22 protein-coding genes, 1 tRNA gene and 1 riboswitch are annotated in these 24,575 nt (G+C 58.7%); of the genes, 14 read left to right on the top strand and 9 right to left on the bottom strand.

The features are described 5' to 3' along the window. Positions 1 to 37: 37 nt before the first annotated feature. Positions 38 to 955, top strand: a complete 918-nt coding sequence (locus AC13RC_RS11255) for a PhzF family phenazine biosynthesis protein (RefSeq protein ID WP_173004625.1) — start codon at positions 38 to 40, stop codon at positions 953 to 955. A gap of 124 nt (positions 956 to 1,079) precedes the next feature. Next, positions 1,080 to 1,155 (top strand) — tRNA-Lys (locus AC13RC_RS11250). 65 nt (positions 1,156 to 1,220) lie between these two features. Here AC13RC_RS11250 and AC13RC_RS11245 read toward each other — a convergent pair. Then, positions 1,221 to 1,808 carry a hypothetical protein gene (locus AC13RC_RS11245; protein WP_488557169.1) on the bottom strand — a complete coding sequence of 196 codons (588 nt, stop codon included), beginning with the start codon at positions 1,806 to 1,808 and terminating at the stop codon, positions 1,221 to 1,223. Between the two features lie 302 nt (positions 1,809 to 2,110). Here AC13RC_RS11245 and AC13RC_RS11240 point away from each other — a divergent pair, with 302 nt between their 5' ends. From AC13RC_RS11240 to AC13RC_RS11230, 3 genes are all read left to right on the top strand, one after another. Further along, on the top strand, positions 2,111 to 2,893 hold the full coding sequence (locus tag AC13RC_RS11240; RefSeq protein WP_488557331.1) for an aminoglycoside adenylyltransferase family protein: 783 nt from the start codon (positions 2,111 to 2,113) through the stop codon (positions 2,891 to 2,893). Positions 2,894 to 3,425: 532 nt separating this feature from the next. Continuing rightward, complete coding sequence (locus tag AC13RC_RS11235; RefSeq protein WP_488557168.1) at positions 3,426 to 4,886, top strand: FAD/NAD(P)-binding protein; 1,461 nt, start codon at positions 3,426 to 3,428, stop codon at positions 4,884 to 4,886. A gap of 206 nt (positions 4,887 to 5,092) precedes the next feature. Further along, complete coding sequence (locus AC13RC_RS11230; RefSeq protein WP_069613185.1) at positions 5,093 to 5,560, top strand: RrF2 family transcriptional regulator; 468 nt, start codon at positions 5,093 to 5,095, stop codon at positions 5,558 to 5,560. 23 nt (positions 5,561 to 5,583) lie between these two features. Here the strand turns inward: AC13RC_RS11230 and AC13RC_RS11225 are convergent, their stop codons facing one another. Together AC13RC_RS11225 and AC13RC_RS11220 are read right to left on the bottom strand one after the other, a co-directional pair. Then, positions 5,584 to 6,795: an SfnB family sulfur acquisition oxidoreductase gene (locus AC13RC_RS11225; protein WP_488557167.1), complete on the bottom strand. Its 1,212-nt coding sequence runs from the start codon at positions 6,793 to 6,795 to the stop codon at positions 5,584 to 5,586. 375 nt (positions 6,796 to 7,170) lie between these two features. Beyond that, positions 7,171 to 7,488: a hypothetical protein gene (locus AC13RC_RS11220; RefSeq protein ID WP_488557166.1), complete on the bottom strand. Its 318-nt coding sequence runs from the start codon at positions 7,486 to 7,488 to the stop codon at positions 7,171 to 7,173. A 20-nt stretch (positions 7,489 to 7,508) separates the two neighbouring features. On the opposite strand from AC13RC_RS11220, the gene AC13RC_RS11215 reads away from it, so the two are divergent. The 8 genes from AC13RC_RS11215 to AC13RC_RS11180 all read left to right on the top strand — a co-directional run bounded on the left by AC13RC_RS11215 (position 7,509) and on the right by AC13RC_RS11180 (position 18,254). After that, the gene (locus AC13RC_RS11215; RefSeq protein ID WP_488557165.1) at positions 7,509 to 8,924 is read left to right on the top strand and encodes an FAD/NAD(P)-binding protein; all 1,416 of its coding nucleotides are present in this window, start codon (positions 7,509 to 7,511) and stop codon (positions 8,922 to 8,924) included. A gap of 192 nt (positions 8,925 to 9,116) precedes the next feature. Beyond that, a riboswitch (cobalamin riboswitch) is annotated at positions 9,117 to 9,333 on the top strand. 108 nt (positions 9,334 to 9,441) lie between these two features. Further along, positions 9,442 to 9,855, top strand: a complete 414-nt coding sequence (locus tag AC13RC_RS11210; RefSeq protein WP_113332999.1) for a DUF1636 family protein — start codon at positions 9,442 to 9,444, stop codon at positions 9,853 to 9,855. Positions 9,856 to 9,865: 10 nt separating this feature from the next. Then, positions 9,866 to 10,645, top strand: a complete 780-nt coding sequence (locus AC13RC_RS11205; RefSeq protein WP_488557164.1) for an ABC transporter ATP-binding protein — start codon at positions 9,866 to 9,868, stop codon at positions 10,643 to 10,645. Between the two features lie 20 nt (positions 10,646 to 10,665). Beyond that, complete coding sequence (locus AC13RC_RS11200) at positions 10,666 to 11,625, top strand: ABC transporter substrate-binding protein (protein WP_488557163.1); 960 nt, start codon at positions 10,666 to 10,668, stop codon at positions 11,623 to 11,625. 62 nt (positions 11,626 to 11,687) lie between these two features. Further along, positions 11,688 to 12,704, top strand: coding sequence for an iron ABC transporter permease (locus AC13RC_RS11195; protein WP_113333002.1), 1,017 nt, complete (start codon positions 11,688 to 11,690; stop codon positions 12,702 to 12,704). A gap of 261 nt (positions 12,705 to 12,965) precedes the next feature. Next, the gene (locus tag AC13RC_RS11190) at positions 12,966 to 15,578 is read left to right on the top strand and encodes a mechanosensitive ion channel family protein (RefSeq protein ID WP_488557162.1); all 2,613 of its coding nucleotides are present in this window, start codon (positions 12,966 to 12,968) and stop codon (positions 15,576 to 15,578) included. Positions 15,579 to 15,907: 329 nt separating this feature from the next. Further along, positions 15,908 to 16,747: a response regulator gene (locus AC13RC_RS11185; protein ID WP_113354536.1), complete on the top strand. Its 840-nt coding sequence runs from the start codon at positions 15,908 to 15,910 to the stop codon at positions 16,745 to 16,747. 175 nt (positions 16,748 to 16,922) lie between these two features. Then, a complete protein-coding gene (locus AC13RC_RS11180) occupies positions 16,923 to 18,254 on the top strand; it encodes a diguanylate cyclase (RefSeq protein ID WP_113333004.1) in 1,332 nt (443 codons plus the stop codon). A 37-nt stretch (positions 18,255 to 18,291) separates the two neighbouring features. Here AC13RC_RS11180 and AC13RC_RS11175 read toward each other — a convergent pair whose 3' ends face one another. The 3 genes from AC13RC_RS11175 to AC13RC_RS11165 all read right to left on the bottom strand — a co-directional run bounded on the left by AC13RC_RS11175 (position 18,292) and on the right by AC13RC_RS11165 (position 20,129). Continuing rightward, complete coding sequence (locus AC13RC_RS11175) at positions 18,292 to 19,311, bottom strand: GlxA family transcriptional regulator (RefSeq protein ID WP_348627044.1); 1,020 nt, start codon at positions 19,309 to 19,311, stop codon at positions 18,292 to 18,294. A 302-nt stretch (positions 19,312 to 19,613) separates the two neighbouring features. Next, entirely contained in the window at positions 19,614 to 19,754 is a 141-nt protein-coding gene (locus AC13RC_RS11170; protein ID WP_233789767.1) for a YjiS-like domain-containing protein, read from the bottom strand. Positions 19,755 to 19,883: 129 nt separating this feature from the next. After that, positions 19,884 to 20,129, bottom strand: coding sequence for a hypothetical protein (locus AC13RC_RS11165; RefSeq protein ID WP_113354538.1), 246 nt, complete (start codon positions 20,127 to 20,129; stop codon positions 19,884 to 19,886). A 123-nt stretch (positions 20,130 to 20,252) separates the two neighbouring features. Here AC13RC_RS11165 and AC13RC_RS11160 point away from each other — a divergent pair, with 123 nt between their 5' ends. Continuing rightward, positions 20,253 to 21,152: a LysR family transcriptional regulator gene (locus tag AC13RC_RS11160; protein ID WP_113333007.1), complete on the top strand. Its 900-nt coding sequence runs from the start codon at positions 20,253 to 20,255 to the stop codon at positions 21,150 to 21,152. Between the two features lie 35 nt (positions 21,153 to 21,187). On the opposite strand, the gene AC13RC_RS11155 is transcribed toward AC13RC_RS11160, so the two are convergent. The 3 genes from AC13RC_RS11155 to AC13RC_RS11145 are packed head-to-tail and all read right to left on the bottom strand — an operon-like array spanning position 21,188 to position 24,539. Further along, a complete protein-coding gene (locus AC13RC_RS11155) occupies positions 21,188 to 23,188 on the bottom strand; it encodes an ASKHA domain-containing protein (RefSeq protein WP_488557330.1) in 2,001 nt (666 codons plus the stop codon). A 54-nt stretch (positions 23,189 to 23,242) separates the two neighbouring features. Continuing rightward, on the bottom strand, positions 23,243 to 23,572 hold the full coding sequence (locus AC13RC_RS11150; protein WP_113390297.1) for a hypothetical protein: 330 nt from the start codon (positions 23,570 to 23,572) through the stop codon (positions 23,243 to 23,245). A 1-nt stretch (position 23,573) separates the two neighbouring features. After that, entirely contained in the window at positions 23,574 to 24,539 is a 966-nt protein-coding gene (locus AC13RC_RS11145) for a methyltetrahydrofolate cobalamin methyltransferase (RefSeq protein ID WP_113354540.1), read from the bottom strand. Between the last annotated feature and the right edge of the window lie 36 nt (positions 24,540 to 24,575).

The raw sequence follows: 24,575 nt of genomic DNA, 5'->3' as shown, positions 1-24,575 counted from the left end.
ATGAATATTCGAGTCTGGAAGCATGATGGAGGCCGGATTGGCGCGCAGCTACAGTGTCTATGATGTGTTCACCGACAGCAAACTGGCGGGCAATCCACTCGCGATCATCTTCGATGCCGAAGGGTTGAGCGACGAGGCGATGCAGGCGATCGCCAGGGAGATGAACCTTTCCGAGACCGTATTCGTGCTGCCGCCGCAAAATCCCGCCCACACGGCAAACCTGCGGATATTCACGCCTGGTCGCGAACTGCCTTTTGCCGGGCATCCGACTGTCGGCACGGCGATCGCCTTGGCGGAGAAGGCCCATGCCAATCACGGCGGAGATCTCGATCTCGTTTCCGTTCTCGACGAGCGCGTCGGGCCGGTGCGCTGCGCCATCAAGCTGCGACAGAACAAGGCGAGCTTTGCAGAGTTCGACCTGCCGAAAAAGTCGCAGGAGATCCTGCTGCCGCTCGACAGGGCCGATATCGCCAATGCACTCAGCCTGAAGATCACCGAAATCGGCTTCGAGAATCATGTGCCCTCGATCTGGAGTGCCGGAGTACCGTTTCTTCTGGTGCCGGTTCACGACGTCGGCGCGGCGGAAAGGCTGGAATTCGATCAGCAGCTCTGGGAAAAGACGGTGCCGTTCGTCGACGGCGCGCTTGCCTCGGCTTTCATCTATTGTCGCGGCGGCGTCAATCACGTTGCCAAATTCCATGCGCGCATGTTCCCCGTGGGAATGGGTATCGTCGAGGACCCTGCGACAGGTGCTGCGGTGGCGGCGCTATCCGGTGCGATCAATCAATTCGACGCCCTGCCGGATGGACATCATCCGGTCATCATAGAGCAGGGCATCGAGATGGGCCGGCCGTCGCTGATTCATCTTCACCTCGACATCGATGGCGGCCTGATCGCCAATGCACGTATCGGCGGCCAGGCGGTGCGTGTTGCATCAGGAATTCTTGAGCTTTGATTTCATTGAGTTTTCGGCGCCCTCTGAAATTTTTTTGACAAAAAAACAAAGAAAATTCGTCTGGCCGCTGGACAATCAAACCGATCCTATTTATATGCCCGGTCACGCCGCCAGCAAGCGGTACGGGTGATTAGCTCAGTTGGTAGAGCAGCTGACTCTTAATCAGCGGGTCGTAGGTTCGAGCCCTACATCACCCACCAAAAACTCCTTGAAATCGTTAGGCAATTTGTGACGCGTTAGGGTTTTCGGCTGTTGAGGCCGTCGGTCAATCGGAGAGCCTGCCCAGCAGAAGGCCGGTAAATAGACCGAGTAACGCTGTCACGATCAGGACCGAGCCCGTGGCTGTCGGATTTTCCCTTGCGGCCTGCACCACATTCCTGCCCTCGGAGCGGGCATGGTCCGCGATGCTTGCAACTTTTCCCCTTGTCGAAGAAAGAGCCTCGTCGGCGCGATCCGAGGCGCTGTCGATGCGCCTTGCCAATTCGGTGGAGAGCTTATCGATCTGGCTGCGGAGCTCGTTGATCTGAGCGTTGATATCCTTGTCCAGCGAGACGTCGGCCATGATGTTCTCCTTGATAGGGGGAAGTGCCTTTAGGAACGAACGGAGGCTTGCTTTGGTTCCCACCCATCGTGGATTGGTATCTGGATGCTGAAGTCTGTTAAACGGGAATGGAATTGATGATCCGCTGCCGGAAGAGAAGGCCCGGTTCAGCGCAGATGCAACAGAAATGCCGTTGGCGCGGCTAGCGACATCGTGAAGAGAAATAGGGACAGCCCGTATTTCAACCTTCTCATGCGGCGTGTCTTTACGCCCTCCCAGTCGTAACTCATAAGTATATCCTCTCTGCTTCATGTCTTATCGACGTCGAGAAAATTCCAGGAATTGTTTGCGCGAAGCTTGCGGAACATTTTCCCTAGATCGATGAATAGATGTGCCGGATTATACAATCCAGCGCTGCATATTTGCCTTGATTTTTGCAAGTATAATCATAAAGCCTCACCCTCAAAGCAAACGCACTTTGATCCGGCTCTTTTGGGATGTCTTGTTAGATCAATGCTCTTTGGTTTGACGATTACGAAGATGAAGAGCTTGGGTTGGGGGTGCAAAAGCGGCTCTTCGATCGCTATATCCGGATGATCGCGATCGGAGATTGCATGCGGACTGCAACATCGGAAATTCCGGCAGAAGCCCGAGCGGCTTTGGCAATTGCCAAGGAAGTTTTCGGCGATCACCTTCAAGCCGTCTATCTGCACGGATCGGCGGTCGCGGGCGGACTGCGTCCGCAAAGCGATGTGGATGTTTTGGCAATCATCGATCTCCCGATGACCGATTCCATGCGCAAACGCCTGCTTGCTCGTCTTCTGGCGACTTCGGGTCGTCACCCAGTCCGGCCCGGTGCTTCACGCTGCATCGAGCTCATGGTGTTTCTGAAGGATCATCTTTCCGCACCACTTTTTCCGGCATGTAGTGAGTTTGTCTATGGTGAATGGTTGCGCGACGACTTCGAGGCCGGCGGAATCCCCGAGCCTCTTTGTGATCCGGACATCACGCTCGTCCTGGCTCAGGCGCGGCAGCAGGCCCTAACGCTATTTGGCCCGGCCCTTGATGATCTTCTTGTTGAAATTCCGCCCGGAGATATAGGGCGCGCTATACGGGAGGCGCTGCCGGCCTTGCTTGCCAATCTATATGGAGACGAGCGGAATGTTCTGCTGACACTGGCCCGTATGTGGAGAACGGCGGCGACTGGGGAATTCGTCAGCAAGGACATCGCCGCCGAATGGGTCATGCCGCGCTTGTCCGAACACGTAGCCCGAACGACCATGCAGCTCGCTCGCAATGCCTATTTGGGGGAAATACAGGATGATTGGAGGTTTCGACGGGGAGAGGCTCGCCACGCGGCGACCTGTCTGCATCGGCAGATACTGTCGCTGCTATAGGCGGCTGCCCATATGAGCCGACCACGTCGGATTGATGGCTTTGCCAGCTGGTTCAGCTGCGCGCTTCAAGTCACGTCAGACATATTCGCTTGACGGCACTGGCGATCGCTTTCGACCGTATGCGGTCAGTGCTTCTTATGCACGCCTTCCATGACGCTGAACACAAAGATCGCAGCCAGAATCAGCATCAACGTATAGTCGAATGCGGTGAGCAGACGCAGTAGTTCCATGATGTTTCTCCTCCCACAGAGAACACGAACCAGAACAACCGCTAGTATGTTCCTCGAACAGGTGTATGCCAAGTTTTTTACATCTTGCGATGCAAAAACAATGTTGTGCGGGGCACAAATAACCGTTTGTTTGCAAAGGCATATCAGCACTGTATTGACTGCCGTTGGTTGCAGAGAGGGCAGGCACGCGCTGCAATCGTATTGTCAACAAATTTTATAGAGTATATCACTACCTCACTGATAATTGCCGTTGCCGGCGGATGTAGAATTCGTGTGGCGATCGATCTGGAGGAAGTTGGCTATTGACCATCGGCTCGGACCACCAGGCGCCTGATCTGCCTGTTATCGTCATAGTTGGCGGCGGCGTTTCGGGGACGGCGGTTGCCTTCCATTTGCTACAGAACCAGTCGGGGCGGGGCTGTCAGCTCTTTATATTCGAGCCAAGGGAGCGTTTGGGGGCAGGGCTTGCCTACGACACGCAGGATCCTGCCCACCGCATCAACGTGCCGGCGGCGAAAATGAGCCTGCTGCCTGACGACATCGAGCATTTTCAGCGCTGGCTGCTGGAGAATGACGCGCTTGTCAATGATGATGCGGCAGTCGCCGCCAATGGCGTTTTTTTTCCGCGACGCTCCATTTTTGGCAATTATATCAATAGCATGATCCGTCCTTTCGTCGAGAATGGGCGGCTCCTCCATGTCAGGCAAAGTGTCGAGCGTATTCAAAGGACGGACAACCGCTGGACGGTCACCGGTGCTGATGGACAGCGCGTGGATGCTGATATTCTCGTCATCGCCACCAGTCATCCGTCGCCCTTGCCACCGCAAGGGCTGCAGGATGCGCTTGCCGATCACCCGCGCTTCATTCCCGATCCGACACGACCGGATGCGCTTGCGGCCATTCGCGCCGAGGATCGCGTTCTGATCGTCGGCAATGGTTTGACCTCGGCCGACGTCATTGCCTCGCTCGGGCTCAGAGGCCATAAGGGGCCGATTACTGCCATATCCCGACGCGGCCTGCGCTCGCGCGGCCATGCGGCAGTCAGGCAGGAGCCATTCGGCGATTTCGCCACTCAGCCGTCGAAGACGGCAGTCGAGCTGCTGCGCAACGTACGTACCGCCATCCGCAAGGCACAGGACGAAGGCCGCAGCTGGCATGCTGTCATCGACCAGGTGAGGGCGCAAGGCCGGCATGTCTGGCACGCGCTGCCGATCGCGGAACGGCGACGTCTCGTCCGGCATTTGAGGCCATTCTGGGATGTGCATCGGTTTCGCGTTGCGCCGCAGGTGGAGGCTGTCAGCGAAGGGGCGCTTGCAAGCGGCCGGCTGGAAATACTGGCGGCTTCGGTCGCGGCGGTCGGCGTTGCAGATGACGTGGTCGACTGCACCCTACGCCTCAGCCGTTCGGAGCGATCCGTTGAAAGGCAATTCGATGCGGTCGTGGTCACCACCGGACCAGGGCATCGCGGGATCCTGCAATCGCAGGGCTGGATCGACGAGCTATCGAAGGCCGGATATCTCGCAATGGATCCCGCACGGCTGGGGTTTTCCTGCGATATGCGATCACGGGCGCTTGCCGGCGATGGAACGGTGGTTCCATCCTTGTTTATCTCCGGACCGCTTGCGCGCGGAACCTTCGGCGAATTGATGGGATTGCCCGAGGTGGTCGAGCATGCCGTTCTGGTGGCCGACCAGGTGGCGGGTGCGGTTGCCGACTTCAGGCGTGGGCAAGAGAAGGCATATTTGGACAGTAGCGCCGCCTAAATCCAAGAAAAGCCGCAAATTCGTTGCTTAGGCGATACAATTGCCTAAATTTACTCATATAAACTATACAATTTGTGAGTTACTGTCTTGTTCGTAAGGGGCTGCGGGGTTACTTCCGCAATCTGTGCTGACAGGACCGGCCCGTTGAGTCTCTTTTGAGCCACGCCGGGTTTTCAACAATCGACTTTGCAGTAAAGCGGACGGCGATGCTTACGAAAAAAGGAAAATACGGACTGAAGGCGCTGGTGGATCTCGCACGCCTTGGTCCGGGTGAAACCGCGTTCATCAACGATATCGCGTTACGCAACAATATTCCGAAGAAGTTTCTCGATACCATTCTCCTCGAATTGCGAAATGCCGGCGTATTGCGTTCGAAGAAAGGCCCAGGCGGCGGTTATTCGCTGTCGCGCCCCGCATCGGAAATCCGTATCGGCCATGTCATTCGTACCCTCGACGGCCCGTTGGCGCCTATCCGTTGCGCCAGCCGTACGGCTTACGAAGCCTGCGACGACTGTTCCGATCCGGAACGCTGTCAGGTCCGGCGCTCGATGACCGAGGTGCGTGACGCGATTGCCGAGATTCTCGACAACATGTCGCTGGAGGAATTCGTTGCCGGTGGCGCTGACGCCGATATCCCGGAACGGGAAAACCACCGGGCCTCACATATCGGCTGACCTTGTCGATTCTCCTGCGCCCATTAAGGCAATGAGGTCTTCGATGGCTTTACGCCGTTGAGATGGTAGTTGCCGACGATGTGGTATTTCCGGCGGGCCGGTTCATGCAGGGTGTGAATGCGGGCGTTGCGCCAGTGGCGGTCAAGGTTGAGTCCGATGCGCGCAGACTCCGTGCCCGCAAGCTCGAACAGCGCGTCGGCTGCTTCCATCGCGATATCGGCAGTAATCGTCTGGGCCGCCGCAACGGAGAGTGCGGCGTCGATAACATGATCTTCGGTGAGATTGATCTGTGCGGCATCGATCTTGCCGCCGGCGCGCTCCACCATCGCCGTCGCCGCCTCAATGCGGATGGCAATCTCGCCGATCCTTGTCACGATCAGCGGATCGTTGACGGCTCGCTCATCCCCGTTGCCTGAGTGAGAGCGGGTCCGCACGAATTCCATCGTCGCCGTCAGCGTGGAGCGGGCAATGCCGAGATTGATGCCGGCACCGGTGAGCTGGTTCACACTATCGATCACTGTAGGCTCAGCCAGCTTTTCTCGGTGCAGAAGAAGGGCGTCGGCATTGAGATAGACATTATGCAATATGATCGTGCCGTTTCCGGAGGTGCGCTGACCAAAGCCATCCCAGTCGTCGATGATCTGGATGCCTTCCATATCTCTGGACACGACAGCGGCGATCAGCCCCTTGCGTTTGTCGGTCGTGAATAGCGCAATCCAGTCCGAAAACAGAATGCTGGCGGAAGGCTGACTCCGTCCGCTGAGGCGGAAGCCGAGCCCATCCGCTGTCAGATGCCAGGGATGCTGGTCGGTGCCGCTTGCACCGGATTGGGAAAAGATGCCGCCGAAACGATCGCCGATAATGGCGCGGTCGAAAAGGGATGCCCGTTGGTCCTCGCTGCCCCCAATTCTCACCGCTTCCAGCACATGAAAATGCGTTTGCAATATCTGTGCTATGGAAGGATCTGCCTCAGCGAGGATCGCAACGACCTCGGCAAGAACGCAGTTCGAAATGTCGATACCGCCATGTTCCGAAGGAACGGAAATCCCCAACAGGCCTGACTGCGACAGGGCTTCGACCTCGTCATAGGGCAGGATGCGATTGATATCGCGATCGCTTGCATGCTGAGCAAAACCGGCGGCGAGCGAACGTGCGATGTCGAGCGCTTCCTCTTCGCTCTGAACGCGATGGGCGGGCGGCCTGACACGTTCGTGCAACTGCGAAACAGTCCCCATTCACCACTCCTCGGCCAGCGCCAAGTCGGTTTCTCAGGCGCAGCAAATCCCTGCGATCTTAATTTCGATAGATGGAGTGTACAACGGATTTTCCTGGCGCATTCTTGTTGCGCCCTCGGGCACGATAGGTGCCGACCACGAAAATTGTAAGCGAGCAGCCCGATATAATGCGTTGAGGATGGCGGGTTGCGAACCCTCCTCTCGGGGGCCAACGAATAGCGAAAGCTGCTTCATAAGCTGATCCTAGGGCTTGGATTTGCTTTCCCTTTTTGCTGATCGACGCAGGTACCGGATACGAAGGGGGTGTCCGGTCGCCAGCCGTTTTCTGTACCGCAGCTTCGTCGACCCTATTCCGCCCGGACAAGAAAGCACTTGCTAGCGGAGCGTTTTCGCGCTTTCATATACGACTAAATAAGTAGACAATGGCAATAATCCTGCTGCCTGATGGCTTTTGACGAAGTAATCATATGGCGGCTGATCGCAGGCATCTGGTGTTGGATCAGAGTTGGACCTGCCTGTCGCATCTTTCATTTTGGAAGGATCCTGATTGAAGAAGCGCGACGCGTATTGAGAACGGAAGCGGCTTTCGTGCGTTCTGTCGGCCGCAGTCCCAAGGTTGCCGAGGCCCGGATATCGGCTCTGTGTTTCCGGACCTGTGAAGTCAGCAAGCCCAAGAAAGGCATGATCGACCACCTCTCGCCCCAGGAGTTGATATGACGGTTCAGGGATTCTTTTCCGCCAGGACGAACGCGACAGCGCGGCCTTATGCGATGCCCCGCATTGCCGTGATTGGGCGCGGTTTTTCCGGCATGATGATGGCGATCGCCTTGATGAAGACGGTTCGCTTTCCCTTCCATCTGCAGCTTTTCGATCCTAATTCCACCGTCAGCGGCGGACAGGCGCTCGCCTCCGGACATAGCAGTGAAATTCTCAACAGCCGTGTTCGCGATCTTTCCGTTTCCGCGGGAGATCCCGACGACTTCAATCAATGGCTTTGCGGTAATGTGCCTTTCCGCAGCGCCGTCCCCGCCGCCATACCCGGTTTTTTGCAGATCTTCGTACCGAAGAGCATTTTCAGCGACTACGTCTATCAGCGCTTTTCGGAAGCCTTCTCGTCACGGCGGGATGTGGCGGTGCAGGTCAGCAGTGAGACGGTCTTCGGGCTTCGGCGTGTTCGTGGCGGCCGTTTCGTAGTGGAAAGCGATGGCGCCGCCAATGCGCCTTTCGACATGGTGGTGCTGGCGACAGGCTATGGCATTAGCGATCACGAATTCCAGGCCAGCGATCTCGTGACCGTGCCGACGACGGTGCGGGCGCGCCGTCTCGTGTCGCGACCGCATACGATCCTGCTCGGAAGCGGCCTGCGCGTCGTCGATCGGCTGCTGCAGATGCGTGAGAACGGCTATACGGGACAGATCACCATCGTTTCGCGGCGAGGCTTTCTGCCGCAGAGCCACACGCGCAACAATGCCGATCCGGTTTTCCCTGCCGACGAGATGCCCGGCAAACTCAGCGAGATCGTCCGCTTCGTCCGCAAGGCTTGCGTCGAGGCGGAGGCGAACGGCCAGAGCTGGCAATCCGTCATGAACGGCTTGCGCAAGCATGCGCGCTCGCTTTGGCGATCTCTGCCGGCCGGGCAGAAGCAGCAGTTCAACCGCCATTTGCGGGCGCTTTATGACAGCCATCGCAATCGGCTTCCCGAGGCGCTGCACTTGCGCCTCAATCAGGAGCTTGCCGAGGGCAACACGTTGCTGCGGCGCGGTCATTTTATCCGCCGCACGCCGACCGGGCTGGTTTTGAAGCCGGCTGGCCGGCAGGAGACCGAGCAGCTCTATGCCGACGACGTAATCGATTGTCGGTGCCAGGCGCCGGATCTGAATGCACCCTTGCTGCGTAGCCTCATCGATGCCGGCCTCGCGGTGCCGGACGAGCTTGGCCTCGGTCTCGCCGTGGACGCGACAGGCTCGCTTGAGGTCAACGGGCGTACGACAGACGGGCTTTTTGCGATTGGTCCCCTGGGACTTGGAAGTCTCCCCGACATCGATCTGGTGCCTGAGATCGTGACGCAGGCCTATGCGGCGGCAGAGAGCGTCGCGGAGCGTTTTCATCCTCAGTGCAAGGCGGTCTGACAGCCCTGCGGTTTCTTTCATTCTGGATCGCGATTGAGTGCTTCCGCATATGCATATCGCAGTTGCGGCCTCGAGCGGAGATAATGGCTTGTCATTTGTTATGTAATAACGTAACGATTGCCTACTCAGGCCGAAGCTCCAGGACAAATGAAAGCGCATATGACATCCCCGTTGCCCGCATCCGCTTTCTATGACATGAATACCGCCGATGGTGCTGCTTTCGGATCGATCCGGATGGCGGCTGAAAAGGGAACACGGTGCGGATTACCCATCAGGGGCCAAGACCGTGGCTGCCCCCGCAACTGTAAGCGGAGAGCGCGTTCGCAATATGCCACTGGCGTCAAGCCGGGAAGGCGCGAACGAGTTGTGACCCGCGAGCCAGGAGACCTGCCATCGACGATATCAACCGCAACGGACGGGGTGTTCCGATGGAAAATCAGTGGTTGGGCGAGGGCGCCGCTGCGTCCGCTGGCCCCATCTTGACTGTGCCTCCGGCGAAATCTCCGGGAGGCATCTCATGGATAATACAAAAGAGGCGACGCACCGGATCACCGTGTGCACCAACTGCCGTCATGTCGGCAAACCGTGCCGGCCGGGCCTCGAACTCCTGAAACATCTGCAGATGGCGATCTCCCAGGCTGACGCCGCACTCGCGGATGATTTCAGCCTGGAGGGCAGCGTCTGCATGGCGGGCTGCGAACGGCCGTGCACGGTCGCTTTCCAGGCCACAGCAAAGTCGACGTACCTCTTCGGTGACATCGAGGATGCGAGCGATATCGGTGCGCTCGTCTCCTTCGCGAAGCTTTATCGGGATCGCCCCGATGGACTGACCCGCGAAAGCGAGCGCCCGAGAGCGCTGGCAGGCAAGACCCTCGCGCGCATTCCCGCCGCCATCGTATCAGCCGAACGCCAGCTGGTCGTGTTGCAATAGGAGCCGGGTCATGTCCGAACGAAGCGCACGACTGAAAGCAGACGGCATCAGCTGGGGTCCCCAGAAGGGAATGCCGATCATCAGTGGCATCACGCTGTCAGTCGAGGCCGGCGCCCGGCTTGCGATCATCGGTCCGAATGGAGCCGGCAAGTCGACCTTGCTGCGCTGCCTCTATCGCGGCCTCAAGCCGCAGCGAGGTTCGGTGCGTCTCGACGGCATCGATCTTTGGTCCATAGGTCCGCGAGAGGCGGCGCAGCGCATCGCCGTCGTGCCGCAGGAGACGCCAGGTGATTTTCCCTTCAGCGTGCGGGACGTGGTGTTGATGGGCCGCATCCCGCACCGCAAGGGCATGGCACGCTGGAGCGATCGCGACCATGAGGTCACGACCAAGGCGCTTGCCCGTCTGGAACTGGAGTCTTTGGCACAGCGGCAATTCGCGTCGCTGTCGGGTGGTGAGAAGCAACGGACGCTGATCGCCCGCGCCTTGGCACAGGAGCCGGAACTCATCATCCTCGACGAGCCGACCAATCACCTCGACATCCGCCATCAGCTCGAGATTCTTGAGCTACTGAAGAGACTCGGCCTGACGATCATCACGACGCTGCACGACATCAATCTCGCTGCTGATTTTGCGACGCAGATCGCCGTCATGAATTGCGGGCGGCTTATGGGCCACGGCGAACCTGCCGAAGTCCTGACTGTGGAGCATGTCTCGAACGCTTTCAGGGTTGGTACGCGGCTGCATCGCACCGACGGCGGTCCGCAGCGCTTTTCCTTTTCCCTTCGATAATACGATCATTGGAGTTATTCATGTTTTCTCGCATATCCCTGTCTGCCGCGGCCTTGCTTATCGGAAGCCTGTTTGCGGGCACGACACTCGCCGAGCCTGTCACCGTGCGCAGCTGCAATCGCGATGTGACCTTCGACAAAGCGCCGGAGCGGGCCGTTTCCAACGACGTCAACCTGACCGAGATGATGTTGGCGCTGAAGCTGCAGGACCGCATGGTCGGCTATACCGGCATTTCCGGCTGGAAGACGCTGGATGAGAAGCTGCGTGACGGCGTGAAGGAACTGCCGGAGCTGTCGCCGAAATATCCGAGCAAAGAGGTGCTGCTCGGCGCCAATGCGGATTTCTTCTTTGCCGGCTGGAACTATGGCATGAAGGTCGGCGGCGAGGTAACTCCGGAAACGCTCGCCCCCTTCGGCATCAAGGTCTATGAGCTGACCGAATCCTGCATCTTCGTCATGCAGAAGAACAAGCCGACCATGGACGACATGTTTGTGGATCTCCTCAATCTCGGCAGGATCTTCCGCGTCGAGGACAGGGCGGGGGCGCTCGTCGCCGGCTATCGCAAGCAGCTTGCTGAGATCCAGGCGAGGATCGGTCATGTCGACAAGCCGACCAGCGTTTTCGTCTATGACTCCGGTGAGAAGAAGCCGTTCACATCGGGGCGCTATGGCATTCCGACCGCCTTGATCGAGGCTGCCGGCGGCGTCAATGTGATGGACGACGTCGAGAAGAGCTGGACTGAAGTGTCCTGGGAGCCGGTCATCGAGAAGAACCCGGAAGTGATCGTCATCGTCGACTACGGCCAGGTCACCGCCGCCCAGAAGATCGCCTTTCTCAAGGGCAATCCGGCCTTCAGGAATATCGATGCCGTGAAGAATGACCGCTTCGTCGTGCTGCCCTATGTGGAGGCGACGCCGGGGCCGCGCAACATCGAGGCTATCGCCACGCTGGCCAGGGCCTTTCACCCGAGCGCCATGTAATCGTCTGCAATGCCGATCCGTCCAGTCGATCATGGGGCGGATCCCTTCCTCAAGATTCAAGCATGCGCCTCAATCTCTCCATTCTCATCCCCTTGCTCGCCATAGGCTTCATTCTGTCGATCACCGCCGGTGTTTCGCTCGGTTCGGCATCCATTCCGTTCTCCACCGTCTGGTCGATTGTCGGCAACAGACTGCATGTTGGTGCCTTTCCGGCCACCTGGTCCAGCGGGCAGGAAAGCATCGTCTGGGACGTCCGTTTTCCGCGCGTCGTTCTGGCGGCGCTCGTCGGGGCGGGGCTTGCCATCACCGGCGCCGTCCTGCAGGCGCTGACGCGAAATCCATTGGCGGACCCGCATCTCCTCGGCGTCTCCTCCGGGGCGGCATTCGGCGCCATTCTGGCGCTATTGCATACCGGGCTGATCCTCGGCCTGTTGACGGTGCCGTTGTTCGCTTTTGCCGGCGCCTTGCTCGCAACCGCGGCCGTCGGGCTGACGACGCGGCTGACGCGCTCGCATTCGGCCGATCGGCTCGTCCTGTCGGGCGTGGCGGTAGCCTTCGTATTCACGGCGCTTGGCAACCTCCTGATCTTTCTGGGCGACCCGAGAGCCGCCAACACCGTTGTCTTCTGGATGCTGGGCGGGCTCGGGCTGGCGCAATGGCAACACCTCATCTATCCCGCTGGCATCCTGCTGTTCTGCCTCGTCTTGCTTCTTCCGAAGACGAGGGAGCTCAATGCACTTGCGATGGGTGATGAAACGGCCGTCACGCTTGGCATTGCCGTTGCACGATTTCGCTTGCTACTCTTCGTCATCACGGCGCTGCTGACCGGCGTGATGGTCGCCTTTTCAGGCGCAATCGGTTTCGTCGGATTGATGGTGCCGCATTTCGTGCGGCTGATCGTGGGCGGCGACAATGTGCGCGTGGTGCCGCTGAGCGCCGCTTTCGGCGCACTGACGTTGATCTGGGCTGATATTATCGCGCGCCTGGTGATGGCTCCGGAGGACATGCCGATCGGCGTGGTCACCGGGCTTGCTGGAGGCGTCGCCTTCATCTTGATATTGCGGAGCGGGCGCGCATAGATCGACCCATTGCCAAGGTGTTTTCCTGGCCTATTTCCGGGCGGGCGATGATCGGCGCGGCAGATCGTCGTCAAGATGAGAGCGGCCGATATCCGGTTTTGAAGGAGAGTCCAGACGGGATAACGGCATGGAATGCCTTCGTGTCGCCTTTCTTTGTCTTACAAGGCGTACGCGTAAAGACTATGGAATTCGCAATCCTACTATAGGACGACTCGGGTCTCCATTTTTGCGGCGATTCGGTCATCCACTGCCTGCGACTTCATGTGCAACGAGGAGCTCTGCTTGCGCCTGCTGAAATCTCGTCTTTTTCTATTGTCCCTTTTGTTGCTGGGATTGGGCGTGTTTACCGCCATCATCCCGCTGGCGGGGGCTGCCCTTGCGCAGGATCAGCAGCCGGCCCAAGCGTCGCAGCAAACGGACCAACAGCCCGGGCAGCTCGCCAATGGGCTGCTGGACGCAGCTGTTACTGATCTTGGCAAAGCGAAGAAGACTTATGCGTCGCTTCAGGACGCGGCGAAACAGGCAACATCGGATGACGAGACGCTCGTGGCGCTGTCCGGCCAGGTCGACGAGCTCAACCGCACCACAGCTGCTATTTCCGCACGCCTGAAACCCCGTACCGCTGAAATCGATGCACGCCTGACCCAACTCGGTGCTGCGCCCAAGGAAGGCCAGCCGCCTGAGGCTCCGATCGTCGCGCAGGAGCGCGATCGGCTCAATGCCGAACGCTCCCAGATCAGCGCCGCGATTCTCGATGCCGACAATCTGACCGCAGAGACCAATCGGCTTGCGATGCAGTTCATGGAGATGCGCCGAAGGCTGTTTGCCGAGACGCTATTCAAGCGGACGGAGATTTCCACGGCGACATTCGACGATGCGGGGGCGGCTCTGGTCGACGAGGGCGTCAAGTTCAGTACCGCCGTGACGAGCTGGATCGGCTTCGTGCTTAAGGCAAAGCTTGCTTCATTCCTGGCCGCTGTCTGCCTGTCGATTGGCGCAGCTCTGATCTTTCTTTTCGGTGGTTATCGGCTATTCCGCCGCTATTACGTGCAGGACGAGGCCGTCGAGAATCCGCCCTATATCAGCCGGCTCTCCGTCGCATTCTGGTCGACCTTGATCCGCACGCTGTCGCTGGCTGCCTTTCTCGTTACGTCTTTCTTCTTCCTCTCGAATTTCAATGTGCTGCGGCCTGACATCGCGCCGATACTGGCTGCGGTTTTCGCTTTTATTGGACTCGTCTATTTTGTCGGTCGCCTGAGCAATGCTGTCTTCGCGCCCTTCCGGCCGCATTGGCGGCTGGTCAAGCTGTCGAACAAGGGGGCACATTCGCTGACCTGGTGCCTGCAGGCCATGGCTGTGGTCAACGGGCTGGATTACGTCTTCGACCGCATCAGCGAGTCCATGGGGTCGCCGGTCGTCGTTACCGTGGCCAAGAGCTTTCTGGCGGCACTGCTGATCGGCCTTATTCTGATTGCAGCCTCCTTCGGTTCGCCGATGCTTGCCAAAAATGGCGATCCGGATGCGCCAGGCCGCCATTGGCCGCATGGCATGGCCATCATTCTTCGCGTTCTCGGCATATTGGTGATCTTCACCTCGTTCATCGGCTATGTCGGGCTGGCCCGCTTCATGGCAACGCAGATGATCGTGACGAGCGCCGTCATCGCGACCATGTATCTTGGTTTCCAGCTCGGCAAGGCCGTATCCAAGCAGGGCGTCTTTGCCGAAACGATCATCGGACGCTTTCTGGAAAATCGCCTGAAGCTGCGTGAAGTGGCGCTCGATCAGGCCGGTCTTGCAGCTGGGCTTGCGACCTACGCCGTCGCGCTGCTGACCGGCATTCCGCTGATCCTGCTCTCCTGGGGCTTTCACATTCAGGATCTGGAAACCTTTGCCTACAGGCTCTTTACCGAGATCAAGATCGGCAACATGTCGATCTCGCTGCTCGGCATTTTCGTCGGCATCCTGCTGTTTGCGGGCGGCTATCTGGTCACGCGCTGGTTCCAGCGCTGGCTCGACAGCAATGTCATGGCGCGCGGGCAGGTGGATCTCGGTGTCCGCAACTCGGTGAGAACCGGTATCGGCTATCTCGGCATAGCGTTGGCGGCGATCTTTGCCATTTCCGCTGCCGGCATCGATTTGTCCAGCCTGGCCCTCGTCGCCAGTGCCCTCTCGGTCGGTATCGGTTTCGGCCTGCAAAACATCGTGTCGAACTTCGTGTCCGGTCTGATCCTGTTGGTCGAGCGGCCGTTCAAGGTCGGCGACTGGATCGTTTCGGGCACTTCGGAAGGCATCGTCAAGCGCATCTCGGTACGTGCGACCGAGATCGAGACCTTCCGCAAGCAGTCGATCATCGTACCGAATTCCGAGCTTATCAACGCGTCGGTCGGCAACTGGACGCACCGCAACAGGCTCGCCCGCTCCGAAATCCCGGTATCCGTCAGCTATGATGCCGATCCGCGCAAGGTGATGGATATCCTGCTGGAGCTGGTACGCTCGATTCCGAAGGTGCTGAGGAATCCGGAGCCGCATGTAGAGTTCCTGCGTTTTGGTCCGTCATCGCTCGATTTCGAGATGCGCTTTTATCTGTCCGATCTTTCCGACGGCATGGAGATCCGCAACAATCTGCGCATCGAAATCCTGAAGCGCTTCAAGGAGGAGGGGATTTCCATTCCCTATCCGCATCAGGAGTTGCATATCGTTCGCGAGGGCAGACGAGGCAGGCAGCTGGATGTCACGGCGGACGCACTGACAGATTCTGCCGACGGGCCTGAAGCTGAGGATGACGTAAAAGAAGATTCCGCTTTGTCGGCCGAAGGCAAGGTATCGGAAGCGAAGAGCACAGGCCGGCGCCGTGGCAGGACCGCGGCGGAGTGATCCCATTACCGGCAGAGCCCGGTGAAACAGAGCCATGTTGTTGCGGCTGGGAATGATGTCAGTCATCGTTCCCGCTGGTTCCGCTCGGAGGTTGCTAGTTTGCGCTCCTCGACGGGAGCGCGTGTCGCACTCTTTCGGATTGTTTCTTTCGGTCTGGTTTGGGATCTCGCGCATGTCGTTGCCGCGAGAATTCTGGCGATAGCACGCCTGGAAAGCCGCGAATGGGGCAATTTTCTTCACCTCCGGGAAACCAGTCGGCTTAACAAATCCGCAAAGGCTTTGTTCTAAAAAAATACAGAGGGGATCATTTTCAAAAACAGGTTTTCATTATGCCATTTCTGGGTGTTTCGGGGATGCAATATTCCGGTGCGTCTCTTGCCGGCTCGCGCATTCTTCTCGTCGAGGATTCCAATCTCTTTACATCGATGGTCCGGGCTAAGCTGAAGGAGCTTCTGGACATCGACGTCGAGATTTGCCGCAATTTCGAAGAGCTTCAGCTTGCCTACGACAAGTCGTCGGAGCCGATCAAACTGGCAATCTCCAATATGAATCTCCCAGGGGCCGAGAAGGGCGAAGCCCTGGCCTACCTGCTTGATCTCAGCATTCCGACGATCGCCTTCACGGGTACTTTTCTCGAAGGCACGCGCGACGAGCTGATCGCCAAGGATGTGGTGGATTACATTCTTAAGGACAATGTCTTTGCCGTGGATATGCTGGCGGAATCGATCTGCCGTTTTCTGACAAACCACCGTCACCATGTTCTCATCGTCGATGACAGCGCGACGGCGCGCGCTTTGCTCTCCAGCCGGCTGAAGCGCTATAATTTCCGCGTCAGCGTTGCTGAGAATGGTGCCAAGGCGCTCCAAATCCTCAAGGCCAGCCCGGATATCGGCCTTATGGTCACGGACTATAATATGCCTGACATGGACGGCTTCGAGCTGACGCGCCGTATTCGCGCGACCACCGGCTCCCATGAGCTGCGCATTATCGGCGTCTCCTCATCTAACAACCGGCTGCTTTCCGCTCGTTTCCTCAAAGCGGGCGGCAATGATTTCATCTTGCGGCCATTCATCGATGAGGAGTTCTACTGCCGCGTGAATCAGAATCTCGACACGCTGTTGCAGATTCAGTCGGCTCAGCCGCCCGCCAGGGAGATACGGGCTGGATAAATCGGCTAAAATAATCCCAAGAAAAGTGAGGAAAAATCACTTTTATGTAAATCTCCGCAATCAACGGTTCCAAATTTTTCACGAATCCTGTTCAGGATACGTGCAAGACGGTTTGGCAGACCTGCAATTGACTGACTATTCATACACCTGACGGTGTGGGAGGAATTGACGGGAAATGGTACTGCATGCGGGAAACATTGGCGGCGGCATCGGTCACCGCGATGGCAGCCAGAAAATACTTCTGGTTGAGGATTCGCGCATGTTTTCCGCGGTGCTGTCGCATCGGTTCGAAACCGAACTCGGTCTTGCTGTCATCCATTGCTCTTCATTGAAAGTGCTGAACGAGGTGCTGGCAGAGGCGGATCGCAGCTTCACGATGGCGGTGATCGACCTGAACCTTCCGGACGCTGCCCATGGAGAAGCCCTGGACGTTGCCGTCGCCCATGACATTCCCACCATCGTCTTCACGGCGTCTTTCGACATGGCGACGCGCAATCGCATCATGGAGCGCAATGTCGTCGACTATGTGCTCAAAGATGGCGAGTTCGCCCTCGACAATCTCGTCTCCTCCGTCCGGCGCGCCATCGCTAATCGGTCTGTCCGCGTTATGGTTGTCGACGATGTGCCTTCGGCACGGAAAATGCTGACGGATTTGCTGCACGCTCAGCAATTCAAGGTCGCCGAAGCCGGCACGGGTGTCGAAGCCCTGGCAATGCTTGAGACATTTGACGACATCGAAATCGTCGTCACCGACTACAATATGCCCGACATGAACGGCCATGAACTGACCCGCCGCATCCGCCACCGCTATGGCTCGGATCGGATGCGGATCATCGGCATTTCGTCCTCGAACGATCGTTTGCTGTCTGCGACATTCCTGAAGGCGGGCGCCAGCGATTTCATCTACCGCCCCTTCGTTCAGGAGGAGCTGCAATGCCGTATCGCGTTGAATGTCGAGACACTGTCGCAGCTGAAGCAATTGCGAGCGGCAGCGGCGAGCGATTATCTGACCGGGCTCTATAACAGGCGCTATTTCTATGATCATGGTCCGCGTCTGGTCAATGAATGCCTGCGGCGCCAACGTCCAAGCTCCGTCGCCATTCTCGACATTGATCACTTCAAGAATCTGAACGACACCTATGGTCACGAGATCGGCGATCAGGTGCTGAAGGCCGTTGCCGCGAGGCTTCACGGGTTGCTGGAAGGCACCGACAATCTGCTCTCCCGCCTTGGCGGGGAAGAGTTTGCCATTCTGTTTGCGGAAATGAACTCGCGCGCGGCGACCGCGCTATGCGACGAGGTCCGCCTCAGCCTTGCCAGTCTGAAAGTTCATGCCGACGACGAAGAGCTTTCGGTGACTGTTTCCATCGGCGTAGCGGAGATTGCCGGCTACGAGTCTTTCGACAACTATCTCAACGCCGCGGACCAGTTTCTCTATATGGCGAAGCACAATGGCCGAAACCAGGTCTATTCCGATTTCAAGATGGCCCAAGAGGCGGCCCAGTAGGCCGCCTGCCTGATCGTTGCTTTGATTTCCACCGCCCTCAGACGACGATGCCGGTCCGGTTCGTCGACATGGTCAGCTTGCGCTCGGCGCGCTCCTGCTGTGGCGAGCGATTGTAGAGTTCGCGATAACACTTCGAGAAATGCGAGGCGGAGACGAAGCCGCAGGCGACCGCCACTTCGACAACCGGCATGGAGGACTGCACGAGCAGATGCCGGGCGCGATCCAGGCGGATCTCGAGATAATAGCGGGCCGGCGAGCGGCCCATTTCCTGGCGGAACAGGCGCTCGATCTGGCGGCGCGACAAGCCGGCATCGTCGGCGATTTCCAGAAGCGACAGCGGCTCGGCTAGGTTACTTTCCATCAGCTCTATGATCGACAGCACCTTCGAGTTCTGCACGCCGAGACGCGCACGCAGCGGCAGGCGCTGCCGGTCATGCGGGCTGCGCACCCGATCAGTAAGCTGCTGCTCGCAGACGCGGTTGACGAGGTTCTCGCCGAAATCCTGGCCGATGAGGTTCAGCATCATGTCGAGCGAGGCGGTGCCGCCGGCGCAGGTGTAGAGATTGCTGTCAACCTCATAGAGATCTGCATAGACTTCCGCCTGAGGGAAAGTTTCCGAAAAGCCCGGCAGGTTCTCCCAGTGGATCGCGCAGCGCTTGCCGTTCAACAGGCCCGCCTGGGCAAGCACATGGGCGCCCGTACAGAGGCTGCCGACGGCGACGCCACGATTGTACGTCTCGCGCAGCCAGGCATTGACCGACTTGTTATGGAATTCCTCGACATAGATGCCGGAGCAGACCAGCACCATGTTCGGGCGGTTCTCGCCGCCGAGATAGCGGCGCTCGTCGGTAAGGGAGGAATTGACCTCCAGCCCGATGCCGCTGGAGGAATAGACTTTCTGCCCGTCCGTCGAGGCAAGCCGCCATGTGTAAGCGGGATAGCCCAGCATGCGATTGGCAATCCGCAGCGTCTCGATCGCAGCGGAAAACGGCAGCATGGTGAAATGCGGAACAAGGAAGAAAACCAGGGAACGCGTCTTGATCGGGGTCTTGCTCATGTCGTGAAAATCCATGCTCCAGGGCCGTTACGTATTCCTTGCGTCAAATACGTCGGCCCGATGGTCTATAAGCGACATTGGCATGGATAATCGCGGCCGCAAAGGGATATTTGCGTCTACCATGAAAAATAGGGGAGCTGCAGGAGGGAAGCGAAGCGGAGCCGAGCGATATGCTCAAGGGGCAAAATATATTTGCGGGTAATTCTCAAGATTAAAGTGCAGTTCGCATCTGGATGTGCAAATGTTCAAAAGGCGACGCGTTCGGGTTAAGGGTCGCCTTTAGCTGTTATGCTCTTTCATTATCATCGGGTGGCTTTCGGCTTCTTGATTTCGTTTGCGGCCGGCCAGCCTAAGTCCTTGCGCATGTCATCGGATAGAGATTCGAGCTCGCGAAGGGAGCGCCACTGCTGCCAACGATTAGCGAGGCGCGAAAAGAAGGGCATATAACTTCCGCCTGACGGAAACGGGTTCCGCGCGCCGGTCTGTCTGTAACTGATGGTCGTCATTTTCAGGGTCCTTTCAGTGTCAACCGCTCAAAATGTCACGGGTTTAATATGGGCTCGGCAGATCCATCAATCAAACGAATAGATCTTATAGCTGCCATTAGTATTCTTGAACGAACGCAGCTTGCCGGGTTTGCGCTCCAGCACGGACAACGTACGATCCGGCGGGAGGCCGCGCGCATTGACGTCATCGATCAGATGAGCGGGAAAGCGGGCGGCAATCTCGTCGAGTGTGTGCTGTGCCATCCGCTGAATTTTGCGGAGGCGTATGAGAGAGAGAAGGCGAGAGGCCTCGTCCAATGCCGTGCCAGCCATGATTTTACTCCTTCGAGGCTGTCTGCGATGAATTTCCATTAGGTCTAATATGGTGCTTCGTTGACATTCAGACAAATGAAATGATATGGTGTTTATGATCAGAAAAATTGAAAGGTAATCGATATGACCGTACCGTTCCGCCGGCCCATACCGTTGCTTGACAATGAAGTTCTGCGTACCTTTGTCGCGATTGCCGAAACGGGTAATTTTTCGACTGCGGCCGATGCTGTCTTTCGCACGCCGTCAGCTGTTTCGATGCAGATCAAGAAGCTGGAAGAGCAGCTCGGCGTGACGCTGTTCCTGCGCGATGCGCGCTCGGTCAGTCTGACGCAGCACGGCGAGATGCTGCTTTCCTATGCGCGCAATATACTGGCACTCTCCAACGAGGCGGTTTCGCGCTTCATCATGCCCGAGCTCAGCGGTGTGGTGCGGCTTGGCGCACCTGACGATATTGGCGAGCGCTTGCTGCCGACTATCCTTAAGAGCTTTTCCGAGACTTATCCGGGCATCATGGTCGATGTCGTTGTCGATATGAGCATCCAGCTGAAGAAGCGCATCGAGGAGCAGCGGCTGGATCTCGCCCTTATCAATTGCGCCACGCGGCCTTTCCCAACGGAAGGGGAGGTTATCTTTACGGAGCGCCTCGTCTGGGCCGGCGCCAAGTGCGGCACCGCCTATCGCCGCGATCCGCTGCCGATTTCCATCTGGGAGGAAGGCTGTATCTGGCGGTCCGAAGCCATGGCGCAGCTGGAGCGGCAGAAGCGAGCCTATCGCGTTTCCTATCTCAGTGCCCATACGATGGCACAGCGTGCGGCAATCGTCTCCGATCTAGCCGTCGCGCCATTCCCGCGCTCCTACATCACGGATGATATGGAAATCCTCGGGCCGAACGAGGGCCTGCCGGAGCTCACTTCGTTCGATATCCGTCTGCTGACGGCTTCACAGATGACCGGGCCGATGAAGGCGGTGGCAGACAGCATTCGCCAGGCCTTTGTCGAGATCGGACGTAAAATGGCCGCGTGAACCGCGGCCAATCATCTTTTGGATAAATTGCTTTCTTACTCGCGGCTGCGGCGACGCCTGCGGCCGCCGCCTTCTCCGCTATCATCGGAAATCTGCTTGCGCTCCGGCAGGGTCACGACCTTGGACAGTTCCGGGAAGCTGTCGACCTTGTTCGGCAGGGCCATGGCGTAGACGAAATGCTCCTGAAACTTTGATTCAAGCGCCGTCTCTATCTTCTCGATTTTCCTGACGGTTTCTTCGATCTCGCGGCGGTGGCCGCGATTGAGCAGTGCCATGCGCGCGCCAGTGCCGGCGGCGTTGCCGACTGCCTTGACCTTGTCGAGTTCGCAATCGGGAATAAGCCCCAGCACCATCGCATATTTCGGATCGATGAAAGTGCCGAAGGCGCCGGCAAGGCCGATGCGGTCGACATGATCGATGCCTTGCTTGTCCATCAGCAGCTTGACGCCGGCATAAAGCGCTGCCTTGGCAAGCTGGATGGCGCGGATATCGTTCTGTGTCACCGTGATGCGCGGTTCGCCATCGCGCAGCAGATAGGAATAGGTGCGGCCGTTCTGCAGGATGCGCGGCGAGCGCGTTGCCATCGAGCCATCGACCACGCCATCTTCCGAGATGATGCCGGTGAGGAACATTTCGGCGACGACCTCGATGATCGCGGAGCCGCAGATGCCGGTGACCCCGACCTTGGCGGCGGCTTCTTCGAAGCCTGGCTCGTCCGACCAAGGTTCAATGCCGATGACGCGGTAGCGTGGCTCCAGCGTGACGGGATCGATGCGCACGCGTTCGATCGCGCCGGGAGCGGCTCGTTGGCCGCTGGAAATCTCGGCACCCTCGAAGGCCGGGCCGGTCGGCGAGGAGGCGGCGACGACGCGATGACGATTGCCGAGCACGATCTCAGCATTGGTGCCGATGTCGACCAGCAGCATCATCTCGTCCTGGCGATGCGGCCCTTCGGCAAGTGTCGCGGCGGCCGCATCGGCGCCGACATGGCCGGCGATGCAGGGCAGCATGTAGATGCGCGTGCCGGCATTCATCGGCAGGCCGATGTCTGCCGATTTCAGATGCACGGCCCCGGATACGGCAAGCGCAAAGGGCGCGCCACCAAGTTCAGTCGGGTCGATACCGAGGAAAAGGTGATGCATGATCGGGTTGCCGACGAAAACGGCGTTTAGAATATCCTGTCGCGAGACGCCGCCATCGGCGCAGACCTTGTCGATCAAGCCGTTCAAAGCTTCACGAACGGCATTGGTCATTGCCTCGCGGCCATCCGGGTTCATCATCACATAGGAAACGCGGCTCATCAGATCCTCTCCGAAGCGGATCTGCGGGTTGGAGGCGCCGGCCGAAGCGACGGTTCTGCCCGATAGCAGCGACGACAGATGCATGGCGATCGTCGTCGAGCCGATATCACAGGCAATGCCGTAGGCTTCGTTCTTCAAGCCGGGATAGAGCGCGATCAGGCGAGGGCGTTCGCTGTCCTGATCGCGATGAATGGCGGCCGTCACCTTCCATTCGCCCTTGCGGAGGATCGACTGCACTTGCGGGATGAGGTGAAAATCCACTTCGAGATTGTCGTATTTCCAATCCGCCGTGATTGCCGCCTTCAGGCGATCCAGATCGCCAAGCGGCTTGTGCATGTCGGGTTCCTCGACCTCGACGTAGCACATATGCACGGCCGCGTCGCGAGCAATGACGCGTTCGTCGGCCGCCTTGCGCACGACCTGTGCGTTGATGACGGTATCCTGCGGCACGTCGATGACCAGATCGCCCTGGATCAGCGCGGAGCAGGAGAGGCGGCGTCCTTCAGGCAGTTCGCGCACCTCGGCATAGCGCTTTTCCTTCGGCCCGATCGGCGAAAGATGGTCGTTGGAGGAGACGATCTTGTGCTTGGCGAAATTGCCTTCCTGCACGGAGACCTGGCAACGCCCGCAGGTCGCACGGCCGCCACAGACGCTCTCGACATAGACGCCGAGCTGACGGGCTGCCTCCAGCACGGGCGTTCCCACGGGGAAGTGGCCGCGCTTGCCGGATGGCATGAAAAGGACAAGTGGTTTGGCGCTGTCGCTGGCTTCGGCCACGGATCAGCCTTTCTATTTGCTAAGGCGGCGCACGTTCGAGCGAACGCGCCTGCTATAGGGTTTTATCGCGGCGTGAGCGACCGCATCGGCGATGCTGCGCTGGCTTGTCGCGCCTGCGGCCGTCAGAGCCGCGAAACCCTGTTGCACCATTGCTGCGTTTACGGCAACGGCGCTTTCCGCCGCTGCCATCATCTTCTCCGAGATCATCCGGTTCATTTCGGCCGCGTTCACGCTGCCGGCCAGCGCGTCCATCCACATCTGCTGCAGCCGTATGGCGATCACGACGGGCGCCTGCAGCCAGAGCGTGGCAAGATCATTGGAGAGGCCGCGACCGGATGCCATCTTATTCCCTCGCTGCTCCTGCACCGGCGCGCGCAGCACGGCCACCGCGACGTCCGCCGCCGGCTGGGGCAGCCGTTGCTGCGGCGGCTGCGACGCCGCCTTCTGCAGGCTTGTAGTCACGATAGGTCATGATCCAGTTGGTGCAATTGGCATCCGTGCCGTTCAGCACGTTGGCGGCGCGCACGGCTTCCATTTCCTGCGGGCGGCAGGGGTTCATGATGGCGGAGGTCATGCCTGCACCGATGACCATCGGGATGAAGCCGGCATTGATGCCATGGCGATGCGGCAGGCCGAAGGAGATATTGGAGAGGCCGCAGGTGGTGTTGACCTTCAGCTCGTTGCGCAGCCGGTGCAGCAGCGCGAAAACCTGACGGCCAGCATCGCCAAGCGCGCCGATCGGCATGACGAGCGGGTCGACGACGATGTCCTCAGGCTTGATGCCGTGATCCATGGCGCGCTCAACAATCTTCTTTGCAACAGCGAAGCGCACGTCCGGATCCATCGAAATCCCGGTCTCGTCGTTCGAGATGGCGACGACGGGAACGTCGTATTTCTTGACCAGCGGTAGGATGGCTTCGAGCTTTTCCTCTTCGCCCGTCACCGAATTGACCAGCGGGCGGCCCTTGGCAACCTTGAGGGCCGCTTCGATTGCCGCCGTGACCGAGCTGTCGATCGAAAGCGGTACGTCGACCAGACCCTGCACGATTTCAAGCGTCTGTACCAGCAGGCCGGGTTCGGTCTCGTTCGGGTTGACCGAAGTAACGCCCGCGTTGACGTCGAGCATGGTTGCGCCGGCAGCGACCTGCTCCAGAGCATCCTTGATGACGGTGTCGAAATTGCCTTCGATCATCTCGGCGGCGAGCTTCTTGCGCCCCGTCGGATTGATGCGTTCGCCGATCACGCAGAAGGGCTGGTCGAAGCCTATGATGATCTCGCGGGTGGCGGAGGCAACGATGGTACGCGTCATGTCTGATCCTCTGGTCAGTTGGCCCGATAGCTGGTC

This window comes from Martinezella sp. CNPSo 3890 (assembly GCF_057784455.1).
This window is presented reverse-complemented; position numbering and strand designations above follow the sequence as displayed.